Raw genomic sequence first — 24,585 nt, forward strand, 5'->3', positions numbered from 1 at the left:
GAGGGCGATTCTTATGGCACAACATGGCGCATTAACCACGCTGAAAGATCTGGCCGAAAAAGACGTTGATAATGCCGCACAGCACCTTGGCGTGATGCGCCACGGATACCAGCAGGCGGAAGAGCAGCTGAAAATGCTGATCGACTACCAGCATGAGTATCGCACTAACCTCAATACCGATATGGCTCAGGGCATCGGCAGCCAGCGCTGGATCAACTATCAACAGTTCATCCTGACCCTGGAAAAAGCGATCGAGCAGCATCGCCAGCAGGTGGTTCAGTGGAGCAACAAAGTCGATCTTGCCCTGACGGCCTGGCGAGAGAAAAAACAGCGTTTACAGGCCTGGCAGACATTGCAGGATCGCCAGCTTGCCGCCGCAACCCTGGCGGAAAGCCGTCTCGATCAGAAAAAAATGGATGAATTTGCCCAGCGGGCAACAATGAGGACCCCGGAATGATCACCCTTCAACAACTGCTTTCGAGCGACACCGAACTGACGGCTGGCGCCCGGGGTGGAAAAGCGGCCGATGGCGCGCAGGATTTTCTTGCTCTGCTGGCGGGCGCACTAACCGATGCGAAAGGCCAGGGCAAAGCGGCTGGCCTGACGCTTAACGATCTGCAGGCATCCGACGGCAAGTTTGCGAAAGCGGCGCTGCAATCCGGCATCGCCGATATCGACGTAGACGCCGATGCCGGTAAGCTGGCTGAACTGCTGGCGCGGCAGGATTTGACGTTGAGCGACGAAAACGCCACCCAGCCGGGGCTGGCCCACGGTCTGCTGCCTGTTGCCAAAAGCGATGTGCTGAAATCCCTGACCCAGGCCGCCAAAGAGGCCGACAGCAAAACCGAGCTCAGCGAAGAAGAGCTGGCGGGCTTAAGTGCCTTAATGGCGATGCTGCCCCACCAGCAGACGGCAACTGCCGCCGCACCGCAACCAGTGAGCGCCGGAAGCCTGGACGTGAAAGCGACGCTGACCGACGATCGTGGTCGTCAGCCAGCCCTGGATACCGATGCGCTGCACACCGCGCAGAACGTGGCGCAGGACAAAGATGCGGTACTGGCATCCGACACCCAGCTGACGCCAGCCGTCGCCGCGACGACCAAACAGGCGGCAGAGAGCACACTTTCCCCAACCGGACCAACCGCCACGATGGGACCCATTGTCAGCAATCTTACCTCTGCTCAACCGACGCTTGCCGCCGCACCGGTAGTGAGCGCCCAGTTGGGCAGCAATGAGTGGCAGCAGACCATCAGCCAGCACATTACGCTGTTTACCCGCCAGGGACAGCAGAGCGCCGAGCTGCGTCTGCATCCAGAAGACCTGGGTCAGGTGCAAATCACGCTTAAGCTGGATGATAACCAGGCGCAGCTGCAGATGGTGTCAGGCCATAGCCACGTTCGCGCGGCGCTGGAAGCGGCGCTGCCGGTTCTGCGCACGCAGCTGGCGGAAAACGGCATTCAGCTTACCCAAAGCAGCATCAGCAGTGAAAACTTTAGTGGTCAACAGCAGGCGTCTTCTCAGCATCAGCAGCAGGCCTCCCGCTCTGGCAACACCGGCGGGTTTGATGAAGAGAATGACGAGCTGCTGGCCGTACCGGCCTCTTTGCAGTCTGCAGCACGTGGAAACAGTGCTGTCGATATCTTCGCCTAAACCTAAACGCCCGAGGTAGCGTGATTATCCCCGTCTTTTCGACCCTTTGACGGCGACGGGACACGGGATAATCACCACATTAGCAGTCCCGAAACAGGAAGCACGCAACAGATGACTGACTCCGCCATCACCAAAAAAAGTAAGCGTTCCATCTGGATCCCGCTGCTGGTGTTAATTACGCTCGCCGCCTGCGCCACCGCAGGTTACAGCTACTGGCGTATGAATAAAGCCCCTTCAGCCGAAGCCAAAGTGGAGCCACCTCCGCCAGCGGCGCCGGTCTTTTTCGCGCTGGATACGTTCACCGTTAACCTGGGCGATGCCGATCACGTGTTTTACGTGGGCATTACGCTGCGTCTGAAAGACGAAGCCACCCGCGCGCGCATGAGTGAGTACCTGCCGGAAGTGCGCAGCCGTCTGCTGCTGCTGTTTTCTCGTCAGGACCCCAGCCAGCTCTCTACCGAGGAAGGTAAGATAAAGCTGGTGGAAGCCATTAAGCAAACGCTGGCCGCGCCTCTGATTAGCGGTCAACCTAAGCAGGAAGTCACCGACGTTCTGTATACAGCTTTCATTCTGCGGTAACGACATGGGCGACAGTATTCTTTCTCAGGCGGAAATCGATGCGCTGCTCAACGGCGACAGCGATAAAGCCGACGAACCAAAACCGGGGCTGGCGGGCGAAAGCGATATTCGCCCCTACGATCCCAATACCCAGCGTCGCGTGGTGCGCGAGCGTCTTCAGGCGCTGGAGATCATCAACGAACGTTTTGCCCGTCAGTTCCGTATGGGGCTGTTCAACCTGCTGCGTCGTAGCCCGGACATCACCGTCGGGGCGATCCGCATTCAGCCCTATCATGAGTTCGCGCGTAACCTGCCGGTGCCGACGAACCTCAACCTGATCCATCTGAAGCCGCTGCGCGGCACGGGCCTGTTTGTCTTTTCGCCGAGCCTGGTGTTTATCGCCGTGGATAACCTGTTCGGCGGCGACGGACGTTTTCCGACCAAGGTTGAAGGCCGCGAGTTCACCCACACCGAACAGCGCGTCATCAACCGAATGCTGAAGCTGGCCCTTGAGGGGTATAGCGACGCATGGAAGGCGATCCACCCGCTGGACGTGGAGTACGTGCGTTCCGAGATGCAGGTGAAGTTCACCAACATCACTACTTCTCCGAACGACATCGTGGTCAACACCCCGTTCCACGTGGAGATCGGCAACCTGACCGGCGAGTTCAATATCTGCCTGCCGTTCAGCATGATTGAGCCGCTGCGCGAAGTGCTGGTGAACCCGCCGCTGGAGAACTCCCGCCATGAAGATCAGAACTGGCGTGAGAACCTGGTCCGCCAGGTTCAGCACTCCCAGCTGGAACTGGTGGCGAACTTTGCCGACGTACCGCTGCGTTTGTCGCAAATCTTAAAATTAAAACCCGGCGATGTGCTGCCGATAGAAAAACCCGACCGCATCATTGCGCATGTGGATGGCGTGCCCGTGCTGACCAGCCAGTATGGCACCGTAAACAATCAGTACGCGTTACGCGTTGAGCACCTGATCAACCCGATTTTGAATTCTCTGAATGAGGAACAGCCCAAATGAGTGATATGAACAATCCGTCCGATGACAACACCGGAGCACTGGACGATCTGTGGGCTGAGGCGTTAAACGAACAAAAAGCACCGGCCAGCAAAAGCGTTGCCGATTCGGTATTCCAGCAGCTGGGCGGCGGTGACGTCAGCGGTACGCTGCAGGATATCGATCTGATTATGGATATCCCGGTCAAGCTGACCGTGGAGCTGGGCCGTACCCGTATGACCATCAAAGAGCTGCTGCGCCTGACGCAGGGTTCGGTGGTGGCGCTGGATGGTCTGGCTGGTGAGCCGCTGGATATTCTGATCAACGGTTACCTGATTGCCCAGGGTGAAGTGGTGGTGGTCGCCGATAAATACGGCGTGCGTATCACCGACATCATCACCCCGTCTGAACGTATGCGTCGTCTGAGCCGTTAAGCATGAAGACCCAGGCAATTGTCTCTCAGCCTTCTGCGGTTCCAGGTTCGCCGCTGCTTCAGGTCACCGGCGCGCTGCTGGGTATTATTGCCTTTATTCTGGTTGCCGCCTGGCTGGCAAAACGCGTAGGTCTGGCGGGGAAAACCGCCGGTGCCCGCGGGCTGAAGCTCGCCGCCAGCACGTCGCTGGGCCCGCGTGAGCGTGTGGTGATCGTCGAAGTGGAAGACGCCCGGCTGGTGCTGGGTGTCACCGCTTCACACATTAATATTCTGCATAAATTGCCGCCTGCGCCGGTCTCTGAGGAGAGTCGCGCAGAGGTTCAACCGGATTTTCAGTCCGTGATGAAGAGTTTGCTTAAGCGTTCCGGGAGATCGTGATGCGCCGTTTGTTATCCCTTACGCTTGCAGGCCTGGGCCTGTTTGCTCCCGCCGTGTATGCCCAGTTGCCAGGCCTTATCTCCACGCCGATGGCCAATGGCGGCCAGAGCTGGTCTCTGTCTGTTCAGACGCTGGTGTTTATCACCTCGCTGACCTTTATCCCGGCTATTCTGCTGATGATGACCAGCTTCACCCGCATTATCATCGTCTTTGGACTGCTGCGAAACGCCTTAGGTACTCCGTCCGCACCGCCTAACCAGGTGCTGCTCGGTCTGTCGCTGTTTTTGACCTTTTTCATCATGTCGCCAGTGATCGACAAAATTTATGTCGACGCCTATCAGCCGTTCAGTGAAGAGAAGATCTCCATGCAGGAGGCGCTGGAAAAAGGGGCGCAGCCGCTGCGCGAATTTATGCTGCGTCAGACCCGCGAAGCCGATCTGGCGCTGTTTGCCCGCCTGGCGAACGCCGGGCCGATCCAGGGACCGGAAGCAGTACCGATGCGCATTCTGCTGCCCGCCTACGTGACCAGCGAGCTGAAAACCGCCTTCCAGATCGGGTTTACGATCTTCATTCCGTTCCTGATTATCGACCTGGTCATCGCCAGCGTCCTGATGGCGCTCGGGATGATGATGGTGCCTCCGGCAACCATCGCCCTGCCCTTCAAGCTGATGCTGTTTGTCCTGGTGGACGGCTGGCAGCTGCTGGTGGGTTCGCTGGCGCAAAGTTTCTACAGTTAAGGAGCGCCCGATGACGCCAGAATCGGTCATGATGATGGGCACGGAAGCGATGAAAGTCGCCATTTCCGTTGCCGCTCCCCTGCTGCTGGTGGCGCTGGTCACCGGTCTGATTATCAGTATCCTGCAGGCTGCCACGCAGATTAACGAGATGACGCTGTCATTCATTCCGAAAATTATCGCCGTGTTTGTGGCGATCATTATCGCCGGGCCCTGGATGCTGAACCTGATGCTGGATTACATGCGCAACCTGTTCACTAACCTGCCCTACCTCATCGGCTAGTCATGCTGCAAGTTACCAGCGTTCAATGGCTTGAGTGGCTCGGCCTCTACTTCTGGCCGCTGCTGCGCATCCTGGCGCTGATCTCCACCGCGCCGATCCTCAGCGAGAGGGCGATCCCCAAGCGGGTCAAAATCGGCCTTGGGTTCCTTATCACCATTATCGTCGCCCCGACGCTACCGCCGGTGAACGTGCCCATTTTTTCCGCGCCGGCGCTGTGGGTCGGGCTACAGCAGATCCTGATTGGCGTCGCCATCGGCTTTACGATGCAGTTCGCGTTTGCCGCCGTGCGGATGGCCGGAGAGCTGATTGGCCTGCAGATGGGACTCTCCTTCGCCACCTTCTTTGACCCGGGCAGTCGGCTTAACATGCCAATCCTTGCCCGTATTATCGATCTGCTGGCGATGCTGCTGTTCATGGCTTTTGACGGGCATCTGTGGCTGATCTCGATGCTGGTGGACACGTTCCACACGCTGCCAATTGGTGGGGATCCGGTCAACAGCAACGCCTTTATGGCCCTGACCCGCGCGGCCGGGCTAATTTTCCTCAACGGTCTGATGCTGGCTTTGCCCCTGATCACTCTGCTGCTGATCGTCAACCTGGCGCTGGGTTTGCTTAACCGTATGGCTCCGCAGCTGTCGGTGTTTGTCATTGGTTTCCCCATCACCCTGACCATCGGCCTTTTGCTGATCTCCCTTTTAATGCCGCTTATTGCACCATTCTGCGAACATTTATTCAGTGAAATATTTAATCTGCTGGCCAATATTGTGCGCGAACTTTCAACAAAGTAATAACCCCTGTATTTTATATTGTCTTTCTGAGGATATTCCTAAAATAACAAACGAGAAACATCTGCCAGGATATATCTGCAGCGGGTTGAATGCTTTTATACTCCTCACATAATTCAACATTTACTTTACTTTAAGATGTTTCCTGGCAAATTATACGTAACTTTACGAGATAGTGAGTTCGCCTGAAAGTCCTTGTAATGCTCACAGGTAATTTATTTTTCCATTCCGTTTGGCTGTTATAGAGCTCTCAGGCAGAGGGTGAATTATCGTTATGCATTGAGTGAGGGTATGCCATGTCAACGATCATTATGGATTTATGCAGTTACACCCGGCTAGGGTTAACCGGGTATCTGGCCAGCAGAGGAGTAAAGAAAAAAGAGATCAACGATGTACACACTGTTGACGAACTTGCCGCCGCATGTGAAGCCTTGACGCCAGGTGTGGTGTTTATTAATGAGGACTGTTTCATTCACGATCCCGCCAACAGTCAGCAAATAAAGCAGATCATTAATCAGCATCCCGGCACACTGTTTATTGTTTTTATGGCAATTGCCAATATTCATTTCGATGAATATTTGCGGGTTCGTCAGAATCTTCTGATTAGTTCGAAATCTATTAAGCCCGAATCGCTGGATGAGCTGGTGGGCGATTATTTACGTAACGAGATAAAGAGTGTAGCTGAGTTTAATTTTCCGACTTTATCATTAAGCCGAACTGAATCCAGTATGTTGCGAATGTGGATGGCAGGACAAGGAACCATTCAGATTTCCGACCAGATGAATATTAAAGCAAAAACCGTATCGTCACATAAAGGAAATATTAAAAGGAAAATAAAAACGCATAATAAGCAAGTGATCTATCATGTCGTTCGTCTGACAGACAATGTGACCAATGGAATTTACGTTAACCTGCGTTAACCCCTTCCCTTTTAACACGCAATAATCGATCTCTGGCTATGCCAGAGATTTTTTCATTCCGGTCGGGCCAGCCGGCGCTACCCGGCACATCGCTTACTCCTGACTCTCAACAAAAATGCCGTCAGGGTGACCAAGCTCGTTAAAGAACCAAATCCCGAGCGGGTAATCTTCCAGTGAGACCAGATACATCGTGCCTTCATTAAACTGCTCAACCGCCAGTACAACCCCCGGGCGACGCGGCCCACCGTCGGTTTTAACTGTAACCCGATCGTTGACGTTCATAAAATCCTCCTCTGGTTTTGAGCCAGTGTAGAACAAAACGTGAAAACTGGCAGCGTGTTGCCGCGCGATTGCCGCTTTTATCGACGGTCTATACTTACAGATGGAGAGGATAAACGAGGAGTATGTAATGAAGACCGCAAAAGAGTACAGCGAGACCGCAAAACGGGAAGTGAATGTTGACGTTGATGCCCTGCTCGCCGCGATCAATGAAATCAGCGAGAGCGAGGTTCAGCGTATTGATGATGACCCTACCAGGGTTCGGGTAAACGATCACGATTACCACACCTGGCGCGAGCTGGCGGAAGCCTTCGAGCTTGATATCCATGATTTTAGCGTAACGGAAGTCAATCGCTGAGGCGAAAAAAATCCCGGTCATGGGGTGACCGGGATGAAGCTTGCTTATGCAAGAAGCACTTGTAAATTCGTTACACCAGGAAATCTGATGTGGGATAAACCTTATCCGCAATTTTTTTGCAAGACAAGGAAATATTCTTCACATTTATAGTTGTCAGGCGAAATAAAATATTAGTTATGGTTCCCTGAGGTGCGTGGGTCGCGGGGTGCACGGGATCGGTCCCATAAGAGAACCCTTTTGCCACCTTTGCTTTTGAGAAAATTCCTACAAAAGACCTTTTATCTGCTACGGGAGATGCTATGCCTTCACTTGATGATCCGTTGCTCATCTATAGCGATCTGGACGGCACATTGCTGGACATTCACACCTACGACTGGCAGCCCGCTCTCGGCTGGCTGGAGGCCTTACAGGACAATCAGATCCCGGTCATCCTCTGCAGCAGCAAAACCGCGGCGGAGATGCTGGAGATCCAGAGCGATCTTGGCCTGGAGGGCCTGCCTTTTATTGCCGAAAACGGCGCGGTGATCCAGCTGGATGTACGCTGGAATGATCATCCCAATGCGCCGCGGTTGATTAACGGTGTTCCCCACACCGACATCGTTAACATCATTAACAAGCTCCGTGCCCGGGAGGGTTACAAATTCACCACCTTTGATGATGTGGATGAGCGGGTCATTGGCGAGTGGACCGGGCTTAACCGTGAACGTGCAGCACTGGCGCGACTGCATGAAGCCTCGGTGACGCTCATCTGGCGCGATAGCGACGAAAGCATGGCGCTCTTTGAGGAGGCGCTGGCCGCTCTGGGGCTGAAGTTTGTCCAGGGCGCACGGTTCTGGCACATCCTGGATGAACGCGGCGGCAAAGATCAGGCGATTAACTGGCTCAACGAGCAGTATCTGGAGCGGGAGGGCGCGCTCCCCACTACGCTGGGCCTGGGTGACGGGCCAAACGACGCCCCGCTGCTGGATAGCGTCGATTTTGCGGTGGTGGTCAAAGGCATTAATCGCCAGGGTGTAGCGCTCAAAAACGACGACCCGGCACGGGTTTACCACACCCACCAGCCTGGCCCAGCAGGCTGGCGTGAAGGGTTAGATCACTTCTTCTCGTCCTGACCTACGACCTGATTACGTCCTCGCTGCTTCGCCTGGTAGAGTCGGGCGTCAGCGATGGACTGCAGCTGTTCAAAATCGTAATCACCGCTTTCATGCGCGCTGCTGACGCCAATCGACACGCTGACACGCGTGGTCTGGCTCTTTTTCACCAGGATCTCCCGGCGATTGATGCGCACGCGGATCCGCTCGGCAATAAGCATGGCCTGTTCAGGCCCGGTGTCAGGCAGCACCACGCAGAACTCTTCGCCCCCAACCCGTCCGGCGACGTCGGTCTCCCGTATCGTACGGGTGATTAACCCGGCCGCATGGGTGAGCACCTTATCCCCCGCCTGGTGACCGAACCTGTCATTAACGCTTTTGAAATGGTCGAGATCCATCTGCATTACCGAGTAGGGCTGCTTTTGCTGCTCGCATCGCTTCGCCAACGCTTTCGCCCGTTCAAACAGCGCGCCACGGTTATTTATGCGCGTCAGCGGGTCATGCCAGGCCTGCCACTGGAGCGAGTGTTGCAGGCGGTACATATCGCTGACCATCCGGCGGATCACAATCCACGAACCTACCAGCATGGCGGAGAACAGTAGCCACAGCAGCGCCAGGGCGATAGTGATGCTGCCAAAATCGCCGTTGGCCCCTTCCCTCAGGGTATGTATGCGCAGCACAACCCCGTCAAAGTGATCCAGATGCTGCCAGTTGATATAGCGACTACCCAGGCGGAGGTTGCCCTCGGTGTCATTTTCCAGAGCTGAGGCAATTTGCGCTTGTTCGCGCGCGTCAAAATGGTTCACGTTATCGGTAATACTCTCTGAGGTGGCGAGCAGATCAAAGCCGTTGTTATAGAGCTGGAACTCCCCCTCGCCGTTGCCGTCTACCGCATCCTGCAGCAGTTTCTTCATTCCGGAGAGGGTAAAGTCTATCGCCAGCGCGCCGTACCAGTAGTGCTGATAATCGACCGGCACGCTGACGGTAATGGTGCGATCGTCTCCCTGGGTAAACCAGCGCACGCTGCGGGCCCGGTTGTCATGCTCCGATTGGCCGGTGTACCACGGGCTGGTGACCAGCTGATAATAGCGGGAAACAATGTCATTTCCCCAGTCGGTGGGATCGGTCGAGACGTAAAACCCCGCCCGTGAAACATAGACCACGCGCTTCGCGTGCGCTTCAGGCGAATTAATACGCAGCAAATAGCCCATCTCAAAGGCGGCGCTCAACTCTCTTGCGAGCCGCTCTTCGTCGCGTATCAGGCTGGTGGTTTGCTGCACAAAAGCATCAGAAACGCCATTCAGGGGAAAGGTGCGCCGCGCGTCGAAGGTCAACTGCCAGAACCTTTGTTTCTGTAAATCTTTAAAATGGGAGACGGTATTGTGCAATAGCGGGGAAGCCAGGGGGGTTTCAAGGGCGTCGCGCATGCCGTTACGAAAGAACAGCAGTCTTTCCACGCTGAACTCAAGCTGGCGATCCAGCGAATTGACCACCGTCTCCAGATGATTTTTCTGGCTGGCGGCGTACGCATCCTCCAGCACCACTGCCTCACGCCAGGTCAGCAGCGTGGAGAAGATGAGAACGGCAATAAAGCAAAGATTAACAACCCGGCCCGGATGAAAACGATGTCGTGCCGAAAAAGCGTCTTTTCCTGTAACGTTGTTGTGCTCCACACACACTCCATAAAAGCCACCTTCGCCATCCGCATGACATCAAAGCCTGGCGGGTTTTGCAATGCTATTGCTGTTGGCGATTATAGCGTACAAAAACGCCCGGCATTGCCGGGCGTAGCGTGACTTAAGCCTTGTCCTGTTGCCGGGTGCCGTCACCATGCTGAAGCTCATCTTCACGAAACGCTTCCTGCTTGATGCCGTAACCGTCATACCAGCGACACTCCACCATTCCGCTTGCATAGCCGGTGACGACCATACGTGGACCGCCGTTTTTAGGCTTAACTTCATCGCTGACCAGAAAGACCATAACCGCCTCCTTTATCAGTGTGAAACTGTATCAATTTAGACGAGGAATAGCAGTTATGCCTGGTATAGCCCCAGCCTATTAATGTGAGCGACCGCGCAATTTTTCCACCGCTTTCACTGCCGCTACGACAATCAGACCGATAATAAAGCCGAGCACCAGGTTGAGTAACATCGGTAAAATCGCTGCAATAACAGCACTTTGCGCCTCGGCAAAGTGCTCAATTGCATGATGCAGCGGCGCAATACCGTGTACCACAATCCCACCGCCGACCAGGAACATCGCCAGGGTGCCGATCACCGACAGGGATTTCATCAGCCAGGGCGCTATCACCAGCAGCGCTTTGCCGGTCATCTTTGCCAGCGCGCTGGTTTTTTCATTCAGCCAGTAGCCGATATCGTCCAGCTTGACGATGAGCCCTACCAGGCCGTAAACCCCGATAGTGACCAGAATGGCAATACCGGAGAGCACCAGCACCTGGTTGAGCAGCGGCGCATCCGCCACAATCCCAAGCGTAATGGCGACAATTTCCGCCGACAGAATAAAGTCGGTGCGAATAGCCCCCTTCACTTTATCGCGCTCAAACGCGACAGGATCTTTTGCGGCCAGCGCCTCCAGACGCTGTTGCCGTGCGGCAGGCGTTTCCTTCTCCTTATCTTTGCGCGCTGCGAAGGAGTGGAGAATTTTTTCTGCCCCCTCAAAACAGAGAAACGCCCCGCCAATCATCAGCAGAGGCGTAATGGCCCACGGGATAAATGCGCTAATCAGCAGCGCCAGCGGTACGAGGATCACTTTATTGAGCAACGACCCCTTTGCCACAGCCCAGACCACAGGCAGTTCCCGGTTGGCGCGCACGCCCGTTACCTGCTGGGCATTAAGCGATAGATCGTCTCCCAGCACGCCGGCGGTCTTTTTCGCCGCTAATTTACCCATCATCGAAATATCGTCCAGCAGCGTGGCGATATCATCCAGCAGTGTTAATAAGCTACTTCCCGCCAAAATAACGTTCCTTCTTTTTTGTTAATTACCACAACAGTATGGAGTAAAACCGGAAACCCTGAAACCATCCCGTATAAGTCAACAAATTATTCACATCAGTAACACAATTAAAGGACTCGCCAGCGTGATAGTTTTCACGTTAACTCTATGCGACCTTTTTAATTCACCGTGAGGGAGTATGCGTTTCAGGCAAGTATTACCATTAGCGGGCGCCCTGTTCGCGCTCTATATCATCTGGGGCTCCACCTACTTTGTGATCCGCATCGGCGTGGAGAGCTGGCCGCCTCTGATGATGGCGGGCGTGCGTTTCCTCTCTGCGGGTGCGTTGCTGCTGGCGTTTCTGTTCCTGCGCGGTCATAAGCTGCCGCCGCTGCGTCCGTTGCTCAATGCCGCTCTGATTGGCATCCTGCTGCTGGCGGTCGGAAACGGCTTTGTTACCGTCGCCGAACATCAGAATGTGCCGTCCGGTATCGCCGCGGTGGTAGTGGCAACCGTTCCGCTGTTTACCCTCTGCTTCAGCCGCCTGTTTGGCATCAAAACGCGTAAGCTGGAGTGGCTGGGGATCGCCATCGGGATGGCAGGGATTATCTTGCTTAACAGCGGCGGCAACCTGAGCGGTAATCCGTGGGGAGCGCTGCTGATCCTGATTGGCTCGATGAGCTGGGCGTTTGGTTCGGTCTACGGCTCGCGCATTGAATTACCGTCCGGGATGATGGCTGGCGCCATTGAGATGGTCACCGCCGGGATCGTATTGCTGGCGGCGTCTCTGCTGTCGGGAGAGAAAATGTCCACCCTGCCCGACCTGTCGGGATGGCTGGCGGTAGGTTATCTGGCAATTTTCGGCTCGGTGATAGCGATCAATGCTTATATGTTCTTGATCCGCAATGTGTCGCCGGCGGTGGCGACCAGCTATGCCTATGTGAACCCGGTGGTGGCTGTTTTACTGGGCACAAGGCTTGGCGGCGAATCACTGTCGGCAATTGAATGGCTGGCGCTGGGGGTTATTATCATGGCGGTGGTGCTGGTGACGCTTGGTAAGTATTTGCTGCCGGTAAAACCGGTGATTACGCCTTGTCAGGCGGAGAAACCCTGAGCGGGCGAATGCCCTGGGTGTCGATCTGCGCGGTTTTGCCGCCGCTGCAGATCCACTCCTCCAGCCGCTCCGTGAGCGCCCTGTCATTGAGCTTCATTCTGCCGCGCAGCGCGCACTCCCATACCACCAGCACCCGCCAGCCCTGTTCCTGCAACACGGCGATATCCCGTGCATCGCGCGCCACGTTTTTACCGATTTTTTCCAGCCAGAAATCGGTGCGGGTCGCGGGCACTTTAAACAGATAGCAGTCGTGACGATGCCAGAAGCAGCCGTGGGTGAAGATCACGCATTTATGGTTATCAATGACAAAATCAGGCCGCCCGGCAAGGGCGACATCCTGCACGCGAAACGCAAACCCGACCTCCGTGAGGAGGCCAGCCAGCCGTTTTTCGATAGCCGTATCCCGCGTGCCAATGGCGCGCATGTTTTTACTGCGGGTGGCCTTATCGTGAACGTCCGCCATTCGCGGCCTCAGTCTTGCGTTGTTCAACAGCCTGTAAAATGCGCGACTCCAGCAGCCGGGCGACGGCTGCAAAAGCAGGCACCACTACCGAGTTGCCAAACTGCCGATAGGCCTGGGTATCCGATACCGGGATGCGGAAGTGATAGCCCTGCGGCGTTTCAAAGCCCATCAGGCGCGCGCATTCGCGCGGCGTCAGACGGCGCGGACGATGGCGCTGGTTTTGGGCGTCATCGAAATCGCGCTCGCCAAGGGCCTTATCCCAGCCTCTGTCGATGAGGATCTCGGCGCCATCTTTGTAATAGCGTGCCGACAGCGTGCGGGCAACGCTGTGTGGATTGGCGGGATCGACCATCCCGAAGCCAAAGCCGTTGCCCTTCGCCTGATGCTTTTTGGCATAGCGATACAGGTACTTCCACAGCACCGGGGTGAGAATGAATTTTGCGTCCACCACCGGCTCAAGCAGATCGGCAATCGACGGGCGGCGGGTCGGCCACAGCCCCGGCAGATCCCGCAGCGTAAAGTTGCCACACAAATTAAGATCGCGACGAAAGCCCACCAGCACAATGCGCTCGCGGTGCTGGGGCAGGAAATGTTTGCCATCAACGATTTTTGGATCGTCCGGACCACTGTCAGCGGCATCCGCCACGTCATACCCCAGCTCGTCCAGAGTCTGCATGATGATGCGGAAGGTTTTGCCCCCGTCGTGGCTCTTCAGGTTTTTTACGTTTTCAAGCACGAAGATGGCCGGGCGACGGGCGTCGATGATGCGGGCAACGTCGAAGAACAGCGTTCCCTGGGTGTCGCAGGCAAAACCGTGGGCGCGCCCCAGCGCGTTTTTCTTCGATACCCCCGCCAGAGAAAACGGCTGACACGGGAAGCCCGCAAGCAGGACGTCATGCGCCGGAATGTTGTCACGAATATGTTGCGCCGCCTCGTCGTCCGTGACGCCGCTCTGATGGCTGAGCGTCACTTCGCGGATGTCCTCATTGAACTGATGGGCATCAGGATCGCAGTACCAGTTCGCCTTGTAAGTCCTCACCGCGTGTTTGTTCCATTCGCTGGTGAACACACACTGTCCACCAATCGCCTCGAAGCCATGGCGTATACCGCCGATGCCGGCAAAGAGATCGACAAAGCGAAAAGCATAATGAGGGTGGCAGGCAGGAGGACGAGGCAGCAGGTTTTGCAGCATGCCAAATTCACCGTCGCTGAGACGGTGTCCTGCCCGCTCACTGGTCACCAGCCGCTTGAGAATGGCCGGGCTCCAGTGGCTCTCACCCTGAGCATTCAGAAGATGCGCCAGGGTCCTGGCATCGTAAATTTCCAGAAGCTGGCACAATAACGCCTGAACGGACGCTGTTGATTTCTCTGCCAGCAAAAGCGCGGGCTCCGTCACTGATACATTTTCCTGCATACATTTAACCGGACCAAAAGGGATGCAAAGAGAGTAACACAGATTGGTCCTACAGACTGTCGCGGAAACGTTGTAACACCCCGGCGTCAATGCCGTCATACTCGCCGCGCAATTCTGCACTCAGCCGGGCCATAAACTGGATCAAAACATCGGCGCTCTGGCGAGCAAGCTCACGCCCGGCAGCGGTTTGCATGGTTTGCGGCAGGCGGAGCAATTTCGTCTGGAAATGGTCCAGGGCAAAGGCCCGGTCATTCAGTTCACGCTTATCGGCAAAGGGATCCTCCGCATCGAACAGAGGCACACCCAACGCACCGGAGACGGCAAAGACGCGCGCCAGCCCAATCGCCCCGAGGGCTTCCAGCCTGTCGGCATCCTGTACGATTTTTGCCTCCAGTGTTTGCGGTGGGATCCCTGCGCTGAAGCTGTGCGCTTCTATGGCATGCCGGACGGCAGGATAAAGCTGGGCAGGATAATCGGTAAAGTCGTCGCGCAGGAGGGTGACTGTCTTTTCAGCCGCCAGCCGCGACGAACGACTTCGTTGCGGATGATTTTTCGGCAGGCTGACGATATCGTGAAAATAACAGGCCGTCAGGATCACCAGCCCATCGACCTGCTGGTCTTTCATCAGCCGTTGTGATGTGTTCCAGACGCGGCGGAAATGAGAAAGATCATGCGCGGTATCATCGCTGGCATGATGCGCCGTCAACCAGCTTTCAAAGCATTGCTGCCACTTCACAAGTTCCATAGGGCTTTCCATAAAGCGAAAAGCCGTACAATAGCAATTATTTACCGGTCTGACACATCACGCGGTCGGGTATACCAGGCAATACTGCCGAGGATCGCCCCCACCGCACTCAGCACCACAAAACCGAATAGCGCCCCCAGCCATTTGCCGGAAGTCGATCCGAGATCGCCTTCCGTCAGCGAACCTGGAACTGAACTGACTTTACTGATGACCCATACATAGCGCGCCATCGCCCAGATAAAGTAGCCGCAAAATGCGTAAAAAACCCACAGGGCCAGTTTACCCCCAAGGCTGCGATCGTGTTTTCGCTCCATTTTTGTCCTTTCCTTTTGAGGCTGCGCTACCGCCCATTCACATCGCCAATACAAAATGTGAAATAAATCACATTTTCCTATCAAACGCACCCCCTGATGCAAATTTCCTTCTGCTAATTTGCGTTAAGTTGATCTTCCGCAATTTTAAATAACTCTGAATTATCATTCAGCCGTAATTATGTGCTGAGGATATATTTAAGCACAAAGCAAGCCTATTATGGGACGTTTTCATTCTCACTATTCTGATAAACCTGTTTTCTCAATCCGCCAATTATGCAATGATAGCGACGTTATGAGCTTTTTTGTCGTTTCATGATTAAACACCCTAAAATTCCCCCTTATCTTTTGCCCGATAATATTATCGGGCTTTTTTATGTCCCGTCCTCGCAACAAATCATAATACAGTCAAATGAGTCGATTAAAATAATAAACAATTGATATATAAAACAATAAGCATCGATAATATTTATTAAAAAACCATAAAAATAACATATATAGACACCTATAGAAATATTTAGAAATAATCAAAATAATTTAGTTACATTTATTTTTAAACGGTAAAATCCCGCCCTGAAATAGTATTGACGCCGTAGCCCGGAGAGGGTTGCGTATATTCATCAAGAAAATACATACAAGGGAATATATAATGAAAAGAAAAGTTCTGGCAGTTCTCGTCCCCGTTTTATTCAGCGCCGGTGCGGTAAATGCGGCAGAAATCTACAACAAAGACGGCAATAAACTTGACCTGTATGGGAAAATGGTTGGTGAGCATATCTGGGTTGACACCGATGATAGCAACAGTGAAAACGCCGATACCTCCTATGCACGTTTCGGCCTTAAAGGCGAAACGCAAATCAATGACGCGCTGACCGGTTTCGGCCAGTTTGAATACAACATGACCGCCAGCGCCCCGGAAGGCGAGCAGGATGAGAGCAGCCGTCTGGCGTTTGCAGGCCTGAGATTTGGTGACTACGGTTCGTTTGACTATGGCCGTAATTACGGCGTGGCCTACGACGCTGGTGCCTACACCGATATGCTGGTGGAATGGGGCGGCGACTCCTGGGTTCACACCGATAACTTTATGACTCAGCGTACCACCGGCGTAGCGACTTATCGTAACAAGGATTTCTTTGGCGCCGTTGAAGGTCTCGATTTTGCCCTGCAGTATCAGGGTAAAAACAACGATCGTCAGTTGAAAAAAGCCAACGGCGATGGTTACAGCACCTCACTGGCCTATAACGTCGATGGCTTCGGCTTTGTGGGTGTATACGGCAAGTCCGATCGCACTAATAAGCAGTCCGCTGACGGCTTTGGCGATACCGCGGAAATCTGGTCCCTGGCGGCTAAGTATGATGCCAACAATGTCTACGCGGCGGTGATGTACGGCGAAACCCGCAACATGACCTGGGCTGACAATATCGGTTTTGCCAATAAAACCCAGAACGTTGAAGCCGTGGTGCAGTACCAGTTTGATTTCGGCCTGCGTCCGTCTCTGGGCTATGTCTACTCCAAAGGTAAAGATTTGGGTGAACGTAACGGTCAGGGCGGCGTGAACGCCGATCTCGTGAACTACGTTGAGCTGGGCACCTGGTACTACTTCAACAAGAACATGAATGTTTACACCGCCTACAAGTTCAACCTGCTGGATGAAGACGACGCGGCCATCAGCGGTGCGGCTGCTGGCGACCAGTTCGCGCTGGGTATCGTTTACCAGTTCTGATTGACTGACAAATCTCTGTTACGCCCGCTGCGAAGCGGGCTTTTTACTTTCTGCCGCCGCCAGATTTACATCGCTTTTACAAATTAGCGCCATCAGCGATAATGCCTCCCTTTACTGCATTTGCTGGAGTTTCAATGCGCGATTTGCCGCCCCTCCCCCCCACGCACACGCGCCCAATGAAACTGAACACCCTGGTGACGCTGATGGTATATGGCGTAACGGGCGCGATACTGCTGGTGATTTTTGTCCTCTATTTCGCCCAGATCACCCGCGCCACACGCGATGGCGTGCGTGACACCGCCCTGGCGGTTGCCAGAACGCTGGCCGACAGTCCGGCAGTGATCCGTGGCTTATCCCTCCCCCCGGACAGCAACGTTATTCAGCCCGTCGCCCGGGCAGTAATGCAGCGCAACAATCTGCTGTTCGCGGTCGTCACCAATATGCAGGGGATCCGCTATTCCCATCCCAACGACGCCCTGCTCGGTAAAGCCTTTATTGGCGAAGATCTCCGGCCTGCACTGGCGGACAAAGAGAATGTCGCTATCAACCATGGTGTGCTCGACGAGGCGCTGCGCGTCTTTACGCCGGTCTATAACGCTCAGCATCAGCAAATCGGGGTGGTTGCGGTGGGGATCTCCCTGCATAAAGTGGAAGAGCAGATCGCCCGCAACCGCTGGGATGCCATCTGGCTGGTGCTGTTCAGCGCCCTGCTGGGTGCGCTGGGCGCCTGGGGACTGGTGCGGATGCTCAAGCGCGTACTGTTTGGCCTCGAGCCGTATCAAATCTCAGCCCTTCTGGAACAACGCCAGGCGATGCTGCACTCCCTGCGCGAGGGGGTGATCGCAGTCGATCGGCAGGGGCATGTGACGATGGTGAACAATGCCGCCCGGCAGATCCTGAATATCAGCTCCGGCAGCAATGCCCTGCACGAAGCGCCGCTGCTCGCGAACCTGCATGACGTGTTGCGTAGCGGGTTGCCGCAACAGGACCTGGAGATCAACTGCCACGGCAGGGTATTGCTCTGCAACACGCTGCCCGTCAGAAGCGAAAATCAACTGATGGGCGCGATCGCAACTTTTCGCGATAAAACAGAAGTCAGCCAGCTGTTACAGCGCCTGGATGGCATGGTGAGCTACCTGGACGTGCTGCGCAGCCACTCCCATGAGTTTATGAATAAGCTGCATGTGATCCTCGGTCTGCTGCATATGAAGCACTATGCCAGACTGGAAGAGTACGTCCTGATGACTGCCAATGCCTGGCAGAGCGACGTCGGCACGCTGCAGCGCAACATTAAATCACCGGTGGTCGCCGGCTTCCTGCTGGGCAAAATCAATCGCGTCCGGGAACGCGGGTTTAGTCTGACGCTTTCCGACGCAAGCCTGGTGCCGGACAACCCCAATCAACAACAGGTCGCGGGCCTTATTACCGTGCTTGGTAATCTGATTGAGAATGCGCTCGATGCCATGGCCGGGCAATCCGAGGGAGAAATCGGTCTGCTGCTGCACTATCAGCAAGGCTGGCTAAGCGCCGAAGTCAGCGACGACGGGCCGGGCATTGTCCCTGAGCACCTGCAGGCCATTTTTAGCAAAGGGTTTTCCACCAAAGGGGAAAATCGGGGCGTGGGGCTGTTCCTCGCGCACCAGCAAATTGAAAACCTGGGCGGGGAGATCGCCGTCGAATCTGAGCCTGGCGTATTTACCCAGTTTTTTGTTCAGATACCTTGGGACAGTGAAAGGAAGAGTGCGTGATACATGTTTTGATTGTCGATGACGATGCCATGGTGGCCGATCTTAACCGCCAGTACCTGAACCGTATTGAGGGATTTTGCTGCTGTGGCGTTGCCACCTCCCTTGCGGAGGCCGAAGCCCTCCTGAATACCCCCACCCGGCAGGTTGACCTGATTCTGCTGGATGTCTATATGCAACGAGACAACGGCCTGAGTCTGCTGCCGATGATCCGGGCCTCCGGTCGCAACACCGATGTCATTATGATCTCCTCGGCATCTGATGCGGCCACCATCCAGACCGCCATGCACTATGGCGTGGTAGATTATCTGATTAAACCTTTCCAGTTCCCGCGTTTTGAAGAGGCGTTGAACGGCTGGCGCGAGAAAAAGCAGCTGATGGAAGCGCACCAGTATTATGAACAGGCCGATGTTGACCGGCTGCTGCGCGGCGGCGCGCCCGGTCTGGCGGACAGCCGACGTCTGCCGAAAGGCTTAACCCCGCAGACATTGCGCACGCTGTGCCTGTGGATTGATGCGCATCCGGGGACGGAATTTTCTACAGACGAACTGGCTAGCGCAGTCAATATCTCGCGAGTTTCCTGCCGCAAATACCTGATCTGGCTGGCGCAGGTCAACATTCTGCATACCAGCATTCACTATGGCGCAACCGGTCGGCCGGTGTATCGCTATCGCCTGCGCCCCGAGCAACTGGCCCTGCTCAGACAATATTGCCACCAGGAGTAGCACCCGCAAGACAAGCGCTTCCGGTAAGCTTCCTGATTTAGTTCACATATATTGTCTTGAAGCGGTAAAGGGCTATTACTCTGCATAAATGGAATGATAAGGTAGCCCTCGCCCGGAATGTCTGACGAGAAAAGTTGCGGACAGCGTGACTGAAGAGATGCAGTGGCGGAGAGAGGGGGATTTGAACCCCCGGCAGAGTTGCCCCTGCTCCGGTTTTCGAGACCGGTCCGTTCAGCCGCTCCGGCATCTCTCCGTTTTGATGTTGCCATCATGCCGGGTAATTTGGCATTTTAACAGACCATAACCGTTCAATTTTGTTCACGTGACGAGTTTGCGAGCAAAGCGATGATTAAGTGGCCCTGGAAATCGAATGAATCCGCCCGAAGCGCGGCGCTGCCATGGGAAGAGGCGCTGGCTATCCCCGTCCTGTCCACTTTATCGGATGAGGATAAATTGCGCCTGGTACAGCTTGCCATGCGGTTCTTACAGCAAAAACGCCTGGTGCCGCTGCAGGGTTTTGAACTCGACGATCGCAAAAGCACCCGCATTGCCCTGCTCTTCTGCCTGCCAGTACTGCAACTGGGTATCGAGTGGCTGGACGGTTTCCATGAAGTGCTGATCTACCCGGCCCCCTTTGTAGTAGACGACGAATGGGAGGATGACATCGGGCTGGTTCACAATCAGCGGATGGTGCAGTCCGGTCAAAGCTGGCAACAGGGGCCAATTATCCTCAACTGGCTGGATATTCAGGACTCGTTCGACGCATCCGGTTTCAACCTCATCATTCATGAAGTGGCGCATAAGCTGGATACCCGAAATGGCGATCGCGCCAGCGGCGTACCTTTTATTCCGCTGCGTGAAGTAGCGGGCTGGGAGCACGACCTGCACGCCGCCATGAACAATATTCAGGATGAGATTGATCTGGTGGGCGAAAGCGCCGCCAGCATTGATGCCTATGCCGCCACCGATCCCGCCGAGTGCTTTGCGGTGTTATCGGAATATTTCTTCAGCGCACCCGAGCTTTTCGCCCCGCGCTTCCCGGCGCTGTGGCAGCGTTTTTGCCAGTTTTATCAGCAGGACCCGCTGCAGCGTTTACGTGAGAATGACGGGTCTGGCGAAGATCCCACCGCGAAAGTACACTAAACCAGCGCCTTGCATCATAATTAATCAATTGAATCAGCGTGTTGAATTTAGTGTTGACACAAAATAGCGAGGCCATTAATATGCGCCTCGTTCACACGATTCCTCTGTAGTTCAGTCGGTAGAACGGCGGACTGTTAATCCGTATGTCACTGGTTCGAGTCCAGTCAGAGGAGCCATATTTAAGAAGCCCGCTTAAGGAAACTTAAGCGGGCTTTTTGTTTATTAAGCGCCGGAAATAACTCCGTAAAAACCCCGCTCAGCGGGGTCGATCTGGCTAGATCTGATAGTCAATCGCCACCTCTTCCGGCTCCATCACCTGCCGTTTGATCTCCTCCACCGACAGCCCGGCGTTGCAGAGTTCGATAAAGCGCCAGACATAGTTGCGCTGTAACTGCCCACGCTTAAGCCCGAGCCATACGGTGTTGGCATCAAAGAGATGGCGGGTATCGAGACGCACCAGGCTCCCCTGCTCACGTTCACCGCCGGACTGTTCCGCCACCAGCCCTATGCCCAGCCCCAGCTCGACGTAGGTTTTGATCACGTCGGAGTCCTGAGCGCTGAGCACCACGTCCGGCGTCAGTCCTTTGCGGTTAAAAGCCTCATCAATGCGGGATCGCCCGGTAATACCCTGCCGATAGGTGATTAGCGGCCACTTCGCGATAGCCTCCAGCGTCAATGGAGAGACCTGAGTCAGCGGATGATCGACCGGCAACAGCAGGCTGTGGTGCCAGCGAAACCATGGAAACGCGGCCAGGAGCGGATCGTTGCTTAAGCGCTCGCTGGCGATGCCGATATCCGCCCCGCCGTTTTGCAGCAGCACTTCTATTTCCTGCGGCGTGCCCTGAATCAGCTCCAGACGCACGTCCGGGAACAGCTCACGGAAGGCCTTGATCACCGGTGGCAGGCTGTAGCGGGCCTGGGTGTGGGTTGTGGCAATGGTCAGCACGCCGGAGGCATCATTGGTAAAGAGATCCGCCAGACGGCGCACGTTACTGGCTTCATTCAGAATGCGTTCGGCAATAGTTAACAGCGCTTTGCCAGGTTCGGTCATCCCCAGCAGGCGTTTGCCGCGACGAATAAAGATCTCAATGCCCAGCTCCTCTTCCAGCTCGCGGATATGACGGCTGACGCCCGACTGGGAGGTATAAAGCATGTTAGCGACCTCGGTCAGGTTATAATCCCGACGGGCCGCCTCACGGATAATTTTAAGTTGCTGGAAATTCACGGTTCACTCCGGCGCATCTGACATGACGCTATTGTTAGAGTGAGCTCGTCGTGAGAACAAATAATAAAAACCCGCAACTTATGCTTTTATGGAATATTAGCTGACCAGCTGCAGCTCGCGATTCTCCAGCGATGGGCGACTCACCAGCGACATCAGGATCTCTTTCACCGCCTGCGCCTGCGGCGACAGCGATCCACGCGCCGAGACATTAAGCGATAACGGCAGGCTCATCGAAGGTGAGCTGATTCTCGCCATCCAGCCGTTGGCGGCGCTGGAGAGCGCGCGAGCGGCCGATTCAGGCAGAACCGTTACGCCCATCCCGCTGGCGATGGCGGCAGTCAGGGTGGAGATGGAGTCAATCTCACCAATAATTTTTGCCGTCAGGCGGCGCAGGGAGAAGGCCTCATCAACGCGCAAACGTACGGCACTGTAGTCGCGGGGTAAGAACAGGTTCATCTCAGCGACCGCTGTTAAATCGACGCTCTGCCCCGGGCAATCTCGTGTGCCTACCAGAAAGAGATCCTCTTTCAGTACCGGCTGGCTGGTGATCCCCGCTACGGGCGAGCGATCGTAGAGTACCGCCATATCCAGCTGTCCGCTGAGTAATTTATCGTTCAGCGCCGCACCGCTGTTTTCATGCAGATAGACCAGCACCTCCGGCAGCTCTGCACGTACAGCCTGTAATAACGGCATGGTTACAGACGAGGCCGCCGTGCCCGGTGCCAGTCCAATCGAGACCTGTCCGCTTAACGTCTGTCCGACATTGCCCACCGCCAGCTGCGCCTGTTCACACTGACGTAAAATCGTGCGTGCATGGGTATAAAGGATTTTGCCTGCTTCCGTGGGCGTCACGCCGCGTTTCGTGCGGATCAACAGCTGCTGATCCAGTTCACCTTCCAGAGTGGCAACCTGCTGGCTCAATGCCGGCTGTGCGATATGCAACACCTCAGCGGCCTGGGTCAGGCTGCCGATATCGACGATTTTTACGAAGTATTTCAGTCGTCTTAAGTTCATTTTGCCCCCTGTACGAAATGCGTTGCCGGTTCCGGCGCGAATGTACAGGGGGTTTTGCAAAATGCTTGCCAGTTTTAAGAAGAGGTCCGATATGTCCGCTAAATGGCTGAAAATAAGGAAATCCAATCGCTGCCTTGGCTTTTTAGAGTAAAACAGCGGTTTATGATCTGCCCCATTCGGGGTATATCCGCACCAAAAACGTGCAATCCGCTGGTGAAAACGCCACTTTGCTGGTTTTGTCAGCAAACGATTCAAACAGGGGGGATCACCCTTTGACAACGCCAGCCGACGTCGATAATATGCGCCCCGTTCACACGATTCCTCTGTAGTTCAGTCGGTAGAACGGCGGACTGTTAATCCGTATGTCACTGGTTCGAGTCCAGTCAGAGGAGCCATATTTAAGAAGCCCGCTTAAGGAAACTTAAGCGGGCTTTTTGCTTTTCTGGCTGTTCACTGGGATGTACTTACCAGCGGCGTGTTCAGCGCGCCGAAACTGATGTTCACCGGCATACCCGACCGACGCTCCAGCGCCCCGTCAACCTTCACGGCATCCACATTTCCACCGTTGAGCTGCGCGCGTAGCCCTGCCGTTATGGGCAGCGGCACTTTATTCGTGGATTCAAATTCTGCGCGATTACGCGACAGCGGCTCATGCACCTCAACCCAACGACTGCCATCCGGCTCGGTGGTAACCTTGACCGGCTGATCGATTAGCTGTACGCGCGTACCGACCGGGACGTTGTCGAACAGGTATTTGATATCGTCGTTACGCAGACGAATGCAGCCCTGGCTCACGCGCAGACCGATGCCAAAGTTTGAATTGGTACCGTGGATGGCGTACAGCCTGCCGATATAGAGGGCATACAGCCCCATCGGATTGTCCGGCCCGGCCGGCACAAAGGCCGGGAGGGTCTTGCCCTCTTTGGCGTAGGCGCGACGGGTATTTGGCGTCGGAGACCATGTTGGCCCATCCTGCTTGCGTTCGACGGCGGTTACCCAGTTGCGCGGCGTCTCGCGCCCGGCTTCGCCGATACCGATAGGGAAGATCTCAACGGTATTGCCCTCTTTCGGGTAGTAATAGAGGCGCATCTCCGCCACGTTAACTACGATGCCTTGACGCACGGTTGCCGGCAGGATGAGCTGCTGCGGCACTACCAGCTGGGTACCGGCTTTGGGTAAAAACGGATCCACGCCCGGGTTGGCCTCCAGCATGTTGCTGAGCCCCTGCCCGTACTGCGCCGCAAACGCCTCCAGCGGCAGTTTGTTATCATGCGGAACGGTAATCACCTGCGGGCTTCCCACCAGACGACTCCCTTCTGGCGGCAACGGGTAACTCACCGCCAGTACATTCTGACTGACCAATAAAGCAGCAAAAAAGCCCAACTTTTTAATACGACGCATCATTCCCTTCCTCTGTCGCTCCGCGTGTCAGACAAGCATAGCCTTGTTGCTGCGTTTATAGCCAGTTAACAACTTATCATTTCGATGAATATCACCCGTTTAGCTCACGCGAGGATAAAATCGTTTTCACCT

28 protein-coding genes and 3 tRNA genes are annotated in these 24,585 nt (G+C 55.2%); 19 read left to right on the forward strand and 12 right to left on the reverse strand.

Annotation, left to right across the window (positions count from 1 at the left end; translation table 11 throughout):
* The first annotated feature begins 13 nt into the window (after positions 1-13).
* From fliJ to rcsA, 10 genes are all read left to right on the forward strand, one after another.
* Positions 14-457 carry a flagellar export protein FliJ gene (fliJ, locus tag MXM41_RS04980; protein WP_325930276.1) on the forward strand — a complete coding sequence of 148 codons (444 nt, stop codon included), beginning with the start codon at positions 14-16 and terminating at the stop codon, positions 455-457.
* Positions 454-1,650 carry a flagellar hook length control protein FliK gene (gene fliK, locus MXM41_RS04985; RefSeq protein WP_325930277.1) on the forward strand — a complete coding sequence of 399 codons (1,197 nt, stop codon included), beginning with the start codon at positions 454-456 and terminating at the stop codon, positions 1,648-1,650. The genes fliJ and fliK overlap by 4 nt, the downstream gene beginning before the upstream one ends.
* 111 nt (positions 1,651-1,761) lie before the next feature.
* Positions 1,762-2,229: a flagellar basal body-associated protein FliL gene (gene fliL / locus MXM41_RS04990; RefSeq protein ID WP_325930278.1), complete on the forward strand. Its 468-nt coding sequence runs from the start codon at positions 1,762-1,764 to the stop codon at positions 2,227-2,229.
* A 4-nt stretch (positions 2,230-2,233) separates the two neighbouring features.
* Positions 2,234-3,238 carry a flagellar motor switch protein FliM gene (fliM, locus tag MXM41_RS04995; RefSeq protein WP_325930280.1) on the forward strand — a complete coding sequence of 335 codons (1,005 nt, stop codon included), beginning with the start codon at positions 2,234-2,236 and terminating at the stop codon, positions 3,236-3,238.
* Positions 3,235-3,648 (forward strand): flagellar motor switch protein FliN, encoded by a 414-nt coding sequence (fliN, locus tag MXM41_RS05000; protein ID WP_103180150.1) that lies wholly within the window; start codon positions 3,235-3,237, stop codon positions 3,646-3,648. The genes fliM and fliN overlap by 4 nt, the downstream gene beginning before the upstream one ends.
* A 2-nt stretch (positions 3,649-3,650) precedes the next feature.
* Positions 3,651-4,025 carry a flagellar biosynthetic protein FliO gene (fliO, locus tag MXM41_RS05005; RefSeq protein ID WP_325930283.1) on the forward strand — a complete coding sequence of 125 codons (375 nt, stop codon included), beginning with the start codon at positions 3,651-3,653 and terminating at the stop codon, positions 4,023-4,025.
* Entirely contained in the window at positions 4,025-4,762 is a 738-nt protein-coding gene (gene fliP, locus MXM41_RS05010) for a flagellar type III secretion system pore protein FliP (RefSeq protein WP_325930284.1), read from the forward strand. The genes fliO and fliP overlap by 1 nt, the downstream gene beginning before the upstream one ends.
* Before the next feature lie 10 nt (positions 4,763-4,772).
* Positions 4,773-5,042 carry a flagellar biosynthesis protein FliQ gene (gene fliQ / locus MXM41_RS05015; RefSeq protein WP_325930286.1) on the forward strand — a complete coding sequence of 90 codons (270 nt, stop codon included), beginning with the start codon at positions 4,773-4,775 and terminating at the stop codon, positions 5,040-5,042.
* 2 nt (positions 5,043-5,044) lie between these two features.
* Positions 5,045-5,830: a flagellar biosynthetic protein FliR gene (fliR, locus tag MXM41_RS05020; protein ID WP_325930287.1), complete on the forward strand. Its 786-nt coding sequence runs from the start codon at positions 5,045-5,047 to the stop codon at positions 5,828-5,830.
* A gap of 293 nt (positions 5,831-6,123) precedes the next feature.
* On the forward strand, positions 6,124-6,747 hold the full coding sequence (rcsA, locus tag MXM41_RS05025; protein WP_325930288.1) for a transcriptional regulator RcsA: 624 nt from the start codon (positions 6,124-6,126) through the stop codon (positions 6,745-6,747).
* A 93-nt stretch (positions 6,748-6,840) separates the two neighbouring features.
* Here rcsA and dsrB read toward each other — a convergent pair whose 3' ends face one another.
* Positions 6,841-7,029 (reverse strand): protein DsrB, encoded by a 189-nt coding sequence (gene dsrB / locus MXM41_RS05030; protein ID WP_039032547.1) that lies wholly within the window; start codon positions 7,027-7,029, stop codon positions 6,841-6,843.
* A gap of 127 nt (positions 7,030-7,156) precedes the next feature.
* On the opposite strand from dsrB, the gene yodD reads away from it, so the two are divergent.
* Positions 7,157-7,384, forward strand: a complete 228-nt coding sequence (gene yodD / locus MXM41_RS05035) for a YodD family peroxide/acid resistance protein (protein WP_325930293.1) — start codon at positions 7,157-7,159, stop codon at positions 7,382-7,384.
* Positions 7,385-7,683: 299 nt separating this feature from the next.
* A complete protein-coding gene (locus MXM41_RS05040; protein ID WP_325930294.1) occupies positions 7,684-8,496 on the forward strand; it encodes a mannosyl-3-phosphoglycerate phosphatase-related protein in 813 nt (270 codons plus the stop codon).
* Here MXM41_RS05040 and dgcQ read toward each other — a convergent pair.
* From dgcQ to MXM41_RS05055, 3 genes are all read right to left on the reverse strand, one after another.
* Positions 8,478-10,148 carry a cellulose biosynthesis regulator diguanylate cyclase DgcQ gene (dgcQ, locus tag MXM41_RS05045; protein ID WP_325930295.1) on the reverse strand — a complete coding sequence of 557 codons (1,671 nt, stop codon included), beginning with the start codon at positions 10,146-10,148 and terminating at the stop codon, positions 8,478-8,480. The genes MXM41_RS05040 and dgcQ overlap by 19 nt on opposite strands.
* A 124-nt stretch (positions 10,149-10,272) precedes the next feature.
* On the reverse strand, positions 10,273-10,455 hold the full coding sequence (locus tag MXM41_RS05050) for a YodC family protein (RefSeq protein WP_325930296.1): 183 nt from the start codon (positions 10,453-10,455) through the stop codon (positions 10,273-10,275).
* Positions 10,456-10,533: 78 nt separating this feature from the next.
* Positions 10,534-11,451 carry a DUF808 domain-containing protein gene (locus tag MXM41_RS05055; RefSeq protein WP_325930297.1) on the reverse strand — a complete coding sequence of 306 codons (918 nt, stop codon included), beginning with the start codon at positions 11,449-11,451 and terminating at the stop codon, positions 10,534-10,536.
* 178 nt (positions 11,452-11,629) lie between these two features.
* On the opposite strand from MXM41_RS05055, the gene yedA reads away from it, so the two are divergent.
* Positions 11,630-12,544 (forward strand): drug/metabolite exporter YedA, encoded by a 915-nt coding sequence (gene yedA, locus MXM41_RS05060; RefSeq protein ID WP_325930298.1) that lies wholly within the window; start codon positions 11,630-11,632, stop codon positions 12,542-12,544.
* Here the strand turns inward: yedA and MXM41_RS05065 are convergent.
* The 4 genes from MXM41_RS05065 to drpB are packed head-to-tail and all read right to left on the reverse strand — an operon-like array spanning position 12,516 to position 15,480.
* On the reverse strand, positions 12,516-13,007 hold the full coding sequence (locus tag MXM41_RS05065) for a very short patch repair endonuclease (RefSeq protein WP_325930299.1): 492 nt from the start codon (positions 13,005-13,007) through the stop codon (positions 12,516-12,518). The two genes, yedA and MXM41_RS05065, sit on opposite strands and share 29 nt — an antisense overlap.
* Positions 12,988-14,421 carry a DNA cytosine methyltransferase gene (locus MXM41_RS05070; RefSeq protein WP_325930300.1) on the reverse strand — a complete coding sequence of 478 codons (1,434 nt, stop codon included), beginning with the start codon at positions 14,419-14,421 and terminating at the stop codon, positions 12,988-12,990. Before MXM41_RS05070 ends, MXM41_RS05065 begins: the two co-directional genes overlap by 20 nt.
* A gap of 49 nt (positions 14,422-14,470) precedes the next feature.
* Positions 14,471-15,166 carry a phosphohydrolase gene (locus tag MXM41_RS05075; RefSeq protein ID WP_325930301.1) on the reverse strand — a complete coding sequence of 232 codons (696 nt, stop codon included), beginning with the start codon at positions 15,164-15,166 and terminating at the stop codon, positions 14,471-14,473.
* A 41-nt stretch (positions 15,167-15,207) separates the two neighbouring features.
* Positions 15,208-15,480 (reverse strand): cell division protein DrpB, encoded by a 273-nt coding sequence (gene drpB / locus MXM41_RS05080; protein ID WP_325930302.1) that lies wholly within the window; start codon positions 15,478-15,480, stop codon positions 15,208-15,210.
* A 646-nt stretch (positions 15,481-16,126) separates the two neighbouring features.
* On the opposite strand from drpB, the gene MXM41_RS05085 reads away from it, so the two are divergent.
* The 3 genes from MXM41_RS05085 to dcuR all read left to right on the forward strand — a co-directional run bounded on the left by MXM41_RS05085 (position 16,127) and on the right by dcuR (position 19,670).
* A complete protein-coding gene (locus MXM41_RS05085) occupies positions 16,127-17,200 on the forward strand; it encodes a porin (protein ID WP_325930303.1) in 1,074 nt (357 codons plus the stop codon).
* Between the two features lie 134 nt (positions 17,201-17,334).
* Positions 17,335-18,948 carry a sensor histidine kinase gene (locus MXM41_RS05090; RefSeq protein WP_325930306.1) on the forward strand — a complete coding sequence of 538 codons (1,614 nt, stop codon included), beginning with the start codon at positions 17,335-17,337 and terminating at the stop codon, positions 18,946-18,948.
* On the forward strand, positions 18,945-19,670 hold the full coding sequence (gene dcuR, locus MXM41_RS05095) for a two-component system response regulator DcuR (RefSeq protein ID WP_325930308.1): 726 nt from the start codon (positions 18,945-18,947) through the stop codon (positions 19,668-19,670). Before MXM41_RS05090 ends, dcuR begins: the two co-directional genes overlap by 4 nt.
* Before the next feature lie 163 nt (positions 19,671-19,833).
* Here the strand turns inward: dcuR and MXM41_RS05100 are convergent.
* Positions 19,834-19,923 (reverse strand) — tRNA-Ser (locus MXM41_RS05100).
* Positions 19,924-20,015: 92 nt separating this feature from the next.
* Between MXM41_RS05100 and mtfA the strand changes: the two genes are divergently transcribed.
* Both mtfA and MXM41_RS05110 read left to right on the forward strand, forming a co-directional pair.
* Positions 20,016-20,813, forward strand: coding sequence for a DgsA anti-repressor MtfA (gene mtfA / locus MXM41_RS05105; RefSeq protein WP_325930309.1), 798 nt, complete (start codon positions 20,016-20,018; stop codon positions 20,811-20,813).
* A gap of 100 nt (positions 20,814-20,913) precedes the next feature.
* A tRNA-Asn gene (locus MXM41_RS05110) sits at positions 20,914-20,989 on the forward strand.
* Between the two features lie 98 nt (positions 20,990-21,087).
* On the opposite strand, the gene cbl is transcribed toward MXM41_RS05110, so the two are convergent.
* Both cbl and nac read right to left on the reverse strand, forming a co-directional pair.
* The gene (cbl, locus tag MXM41_RS05115; RefSeq protein WP_325930310.1) at positions 21,088-22,038 is read right to left on the reverse strand and encodes an HTH-type transcriptional regulator Cbl; all 951 of its coding nucleotides are present in this window, start codon (positions 22,036-22,038) and stop codon (positions 21,088-21,090) included.
* Between the two features lie 96 nt (positions 22,039-22,134).
* Positions 22,135-23,052 carry a nitrogen assimilation transcriptional regulator NAC gene (gene nac / locus MXM41_RS05120; protein WP_325930311.1) on the reverse strand — a complete coding sequence of 306 codons (918 nt, stop codon included), beginning with the start codon at positions 23,050-23,052 and terminating at the stop codon, positions 22,135-22,137.
* Between the two features lie 319 nt (positions 23,053-23,371).
* On the opposite strand from nac, the gene MXM41_RS05125 reads away from it, so the two are divergent.
* Positions 23,372-23,447, forward strand: a tRNA-Asn gene (locus MXM41_RS05125).
* A 55-nt stretch (positions 23,448-23,502) separates the two neighbouring features.
* On the opposite strand, the gene ldtA is transcribed toward MXM41_RS05125, so the two are convergent.
* On the reverse strand, positions 23,503-24,453 hold the full coding sequence (gene ldtA / locus MXM41_RS05130) for a L,D-transpeptidase (protein ID WP_325930857.1): 951 nt from the start codon (positions 24,451-24,453) through the stop codon (positions 23,503-23,505).
* Between the last annotated feature and the right edge of the window lie 132 nt (positions 24,454-24,585).

This window comes from Leclercia adecarboxylata, from assembly GCF_035787115.1.
In the GTDB taxonomy this organism is placed as follows: domain Bacteria; phylum Pseudomonadota; class Gammaproteobacteria; order Enterobacterales; family Enterobacteriaceae; genus Enterobacter; species Enterobacter adecarboxylatus_E.

Excerpts from the sequence above, each read along its gene's own strand:
- fliJ (WP_325930276.1), top strand. The coding sequence starts at position 14 with ATGGCACAACATGGCGCATTAACCACGCTGAAAGATCTGGCCGAAAAA.
- fliK (WP_325930277.1), top strand. The coding sequence starts at position 454 with ATGATCACCCTTCAACAACTGCTTTCGAGCGACACCGAACTGACGGCT.
- fliL (WP_325930278.1), top strand. The coding sequence starts at position 1,762 with ATGACTGACTCCGCCATCACCAAAAAAAGTAAGCGTTCCATCTGGATC.
- fliM (WP_325930280.1), top strand. The coding sequence starts at position 2,234 with ATGGGCGACAGTATTCTTTCTCAGGCGGAAATCGATGCGCTGCTCAAC.
- fliN (WP_103180150.1), top strand. The coding sequence starts at position 3,235 with ATGAGTGATATGAACAATCCGTCCGATGACAACACCGGAGCACTGGAC.
- fliO (WP_325930283.1), top strand. The coding sequence starts at position 3,651 with ATGAAGACCCAGGCAATTGTCTCTCAGCCTTCTGCGGTTCCAGGTTCG.
- fliP (WP_325930284.1), top strand. The coding sequence starts at position 4,025 with ATGCGCCGTTTGTTATCCCTTACGCTTGCAGGCCTGGGCCTGTTTGCT.
- fliQ (WP_325930286.1), top strand. The coding sequence starts at position 4,773 with ATGACGCCAGAATCGGTCATGATGATGGGCACGGAAGCGATGAAAGTC.
- fliR (WP_325930287.1), top strand. The coding sequence starts at position 5,045 with ATGCTGCAAGTTACCAGCGTTCAATGGCTTGAGTGGCTCGGCCTCTAC.
- rcsA (WP_325930288.1), top strand. The coding sequence starts at position 6,124 with ATGTCAACGATCATTATGGATTTATGCAGTTACACCCGGCTAGGGTTA.
- dsrB (WP_039032547.1), bottom strand. The coding sequence starts at position 7,029 with ATGAACGTCAACGATCGGGTTACAGTTAAAACCGACGGTGGGCCGCGT.
- yodD (WP_325930293.1), top strand. The coding sequence starts at position 7,157 with ATGAAGACCGCAAAAGAGTACAGCGAGACCGCAAAACGGGAAGTGAAT.
- MXM41_RS05040 (WP_325930294.1), top strand. The coding sequence starts at position 7,684 with ATGCCTTCACTTGATGATCCGTTGCTCATCTATAGCGATCTGGACGGC.
- MXM41_RS05050 (WP_325930296.1), bottom strand. The coding sequence starts at position 10,455 with ATGGTCTTTCTGGTCAGCGATGAAGTTAAGCCTAAAAACGGCGGTCCA.
- yedA (WP_325930298.1), top strand. The coding sequence starts at position 11,630 with ATGCGTTTCAGGCAAGTATTACCATTAGCGGGCGCCCTGTTCGCGCTC.
- MXM41_RS05065 (WP_325930299.1), bottom strand. The coding sequence starts at position 13,007 with ATGGCGGACGTTCACGATAAGGCCACCCGCAGTAAAAACATGCGCGCC.
- MXM41_RS05070 (WP_325930300.1), bottom strand. The coding sequence starts at position 14,421 with ATGCAGGAAAATGTATCAGTGACGGAGCCCGCGCTTTTGCTGGCAGAG.
- MXM41_RS05075 (WP_325930301.1), bottom strand. The coding sequence starts at position 15,166 with ATGGAACTTGTGAAGTGGCAGCAATGCTTTGAAAGCTGGTTGACGGCG.
- drpB (WP_325930302.1), bottom strand. The coding sequence starts at position 15,480 with ATGGAGCGAAAACACGATCGCAGCCTTGGGGGTAAACTGGCCCTGTGG.
- MXM41_RS05085 (WP_325930303.1), top strand. The coding sequence starts at position 16,127 with ATGAAAAGAAAAGTTCTGGCAGTTCTCGTCCCCGTTTTATTCAGCGCC.
- MXM41_RS05090 (WP_325930306.1), top strand. The coding sequence starts at position 17,335 with ATGCGCGATTTGCCGCCCCTCCCCCCCACGCACACGCGCCCAATGAAA.
- mtfA (WP_325930309.1), top strand. The coding sequence starts at position 20,016 with ATGATTAAGTGGCCCTGGAAATCGAATGAATCCGCCCGAAGCGCGGCG.
- nac (WP_325930311.1), bottom strand. The coding sequence starts at position 23,052 with ATGAACTTAAGACGACTGAAATACTTCGTAAAAATCGTCGATATCGGC.
- ldtA (WP_325930857.1), bottom strand. The coding sequence starts at position 24,453 with ATGCGTCGTATTAAAAAGTTGGGCTTTTTTGCTGCTTTATTGGTCAGT.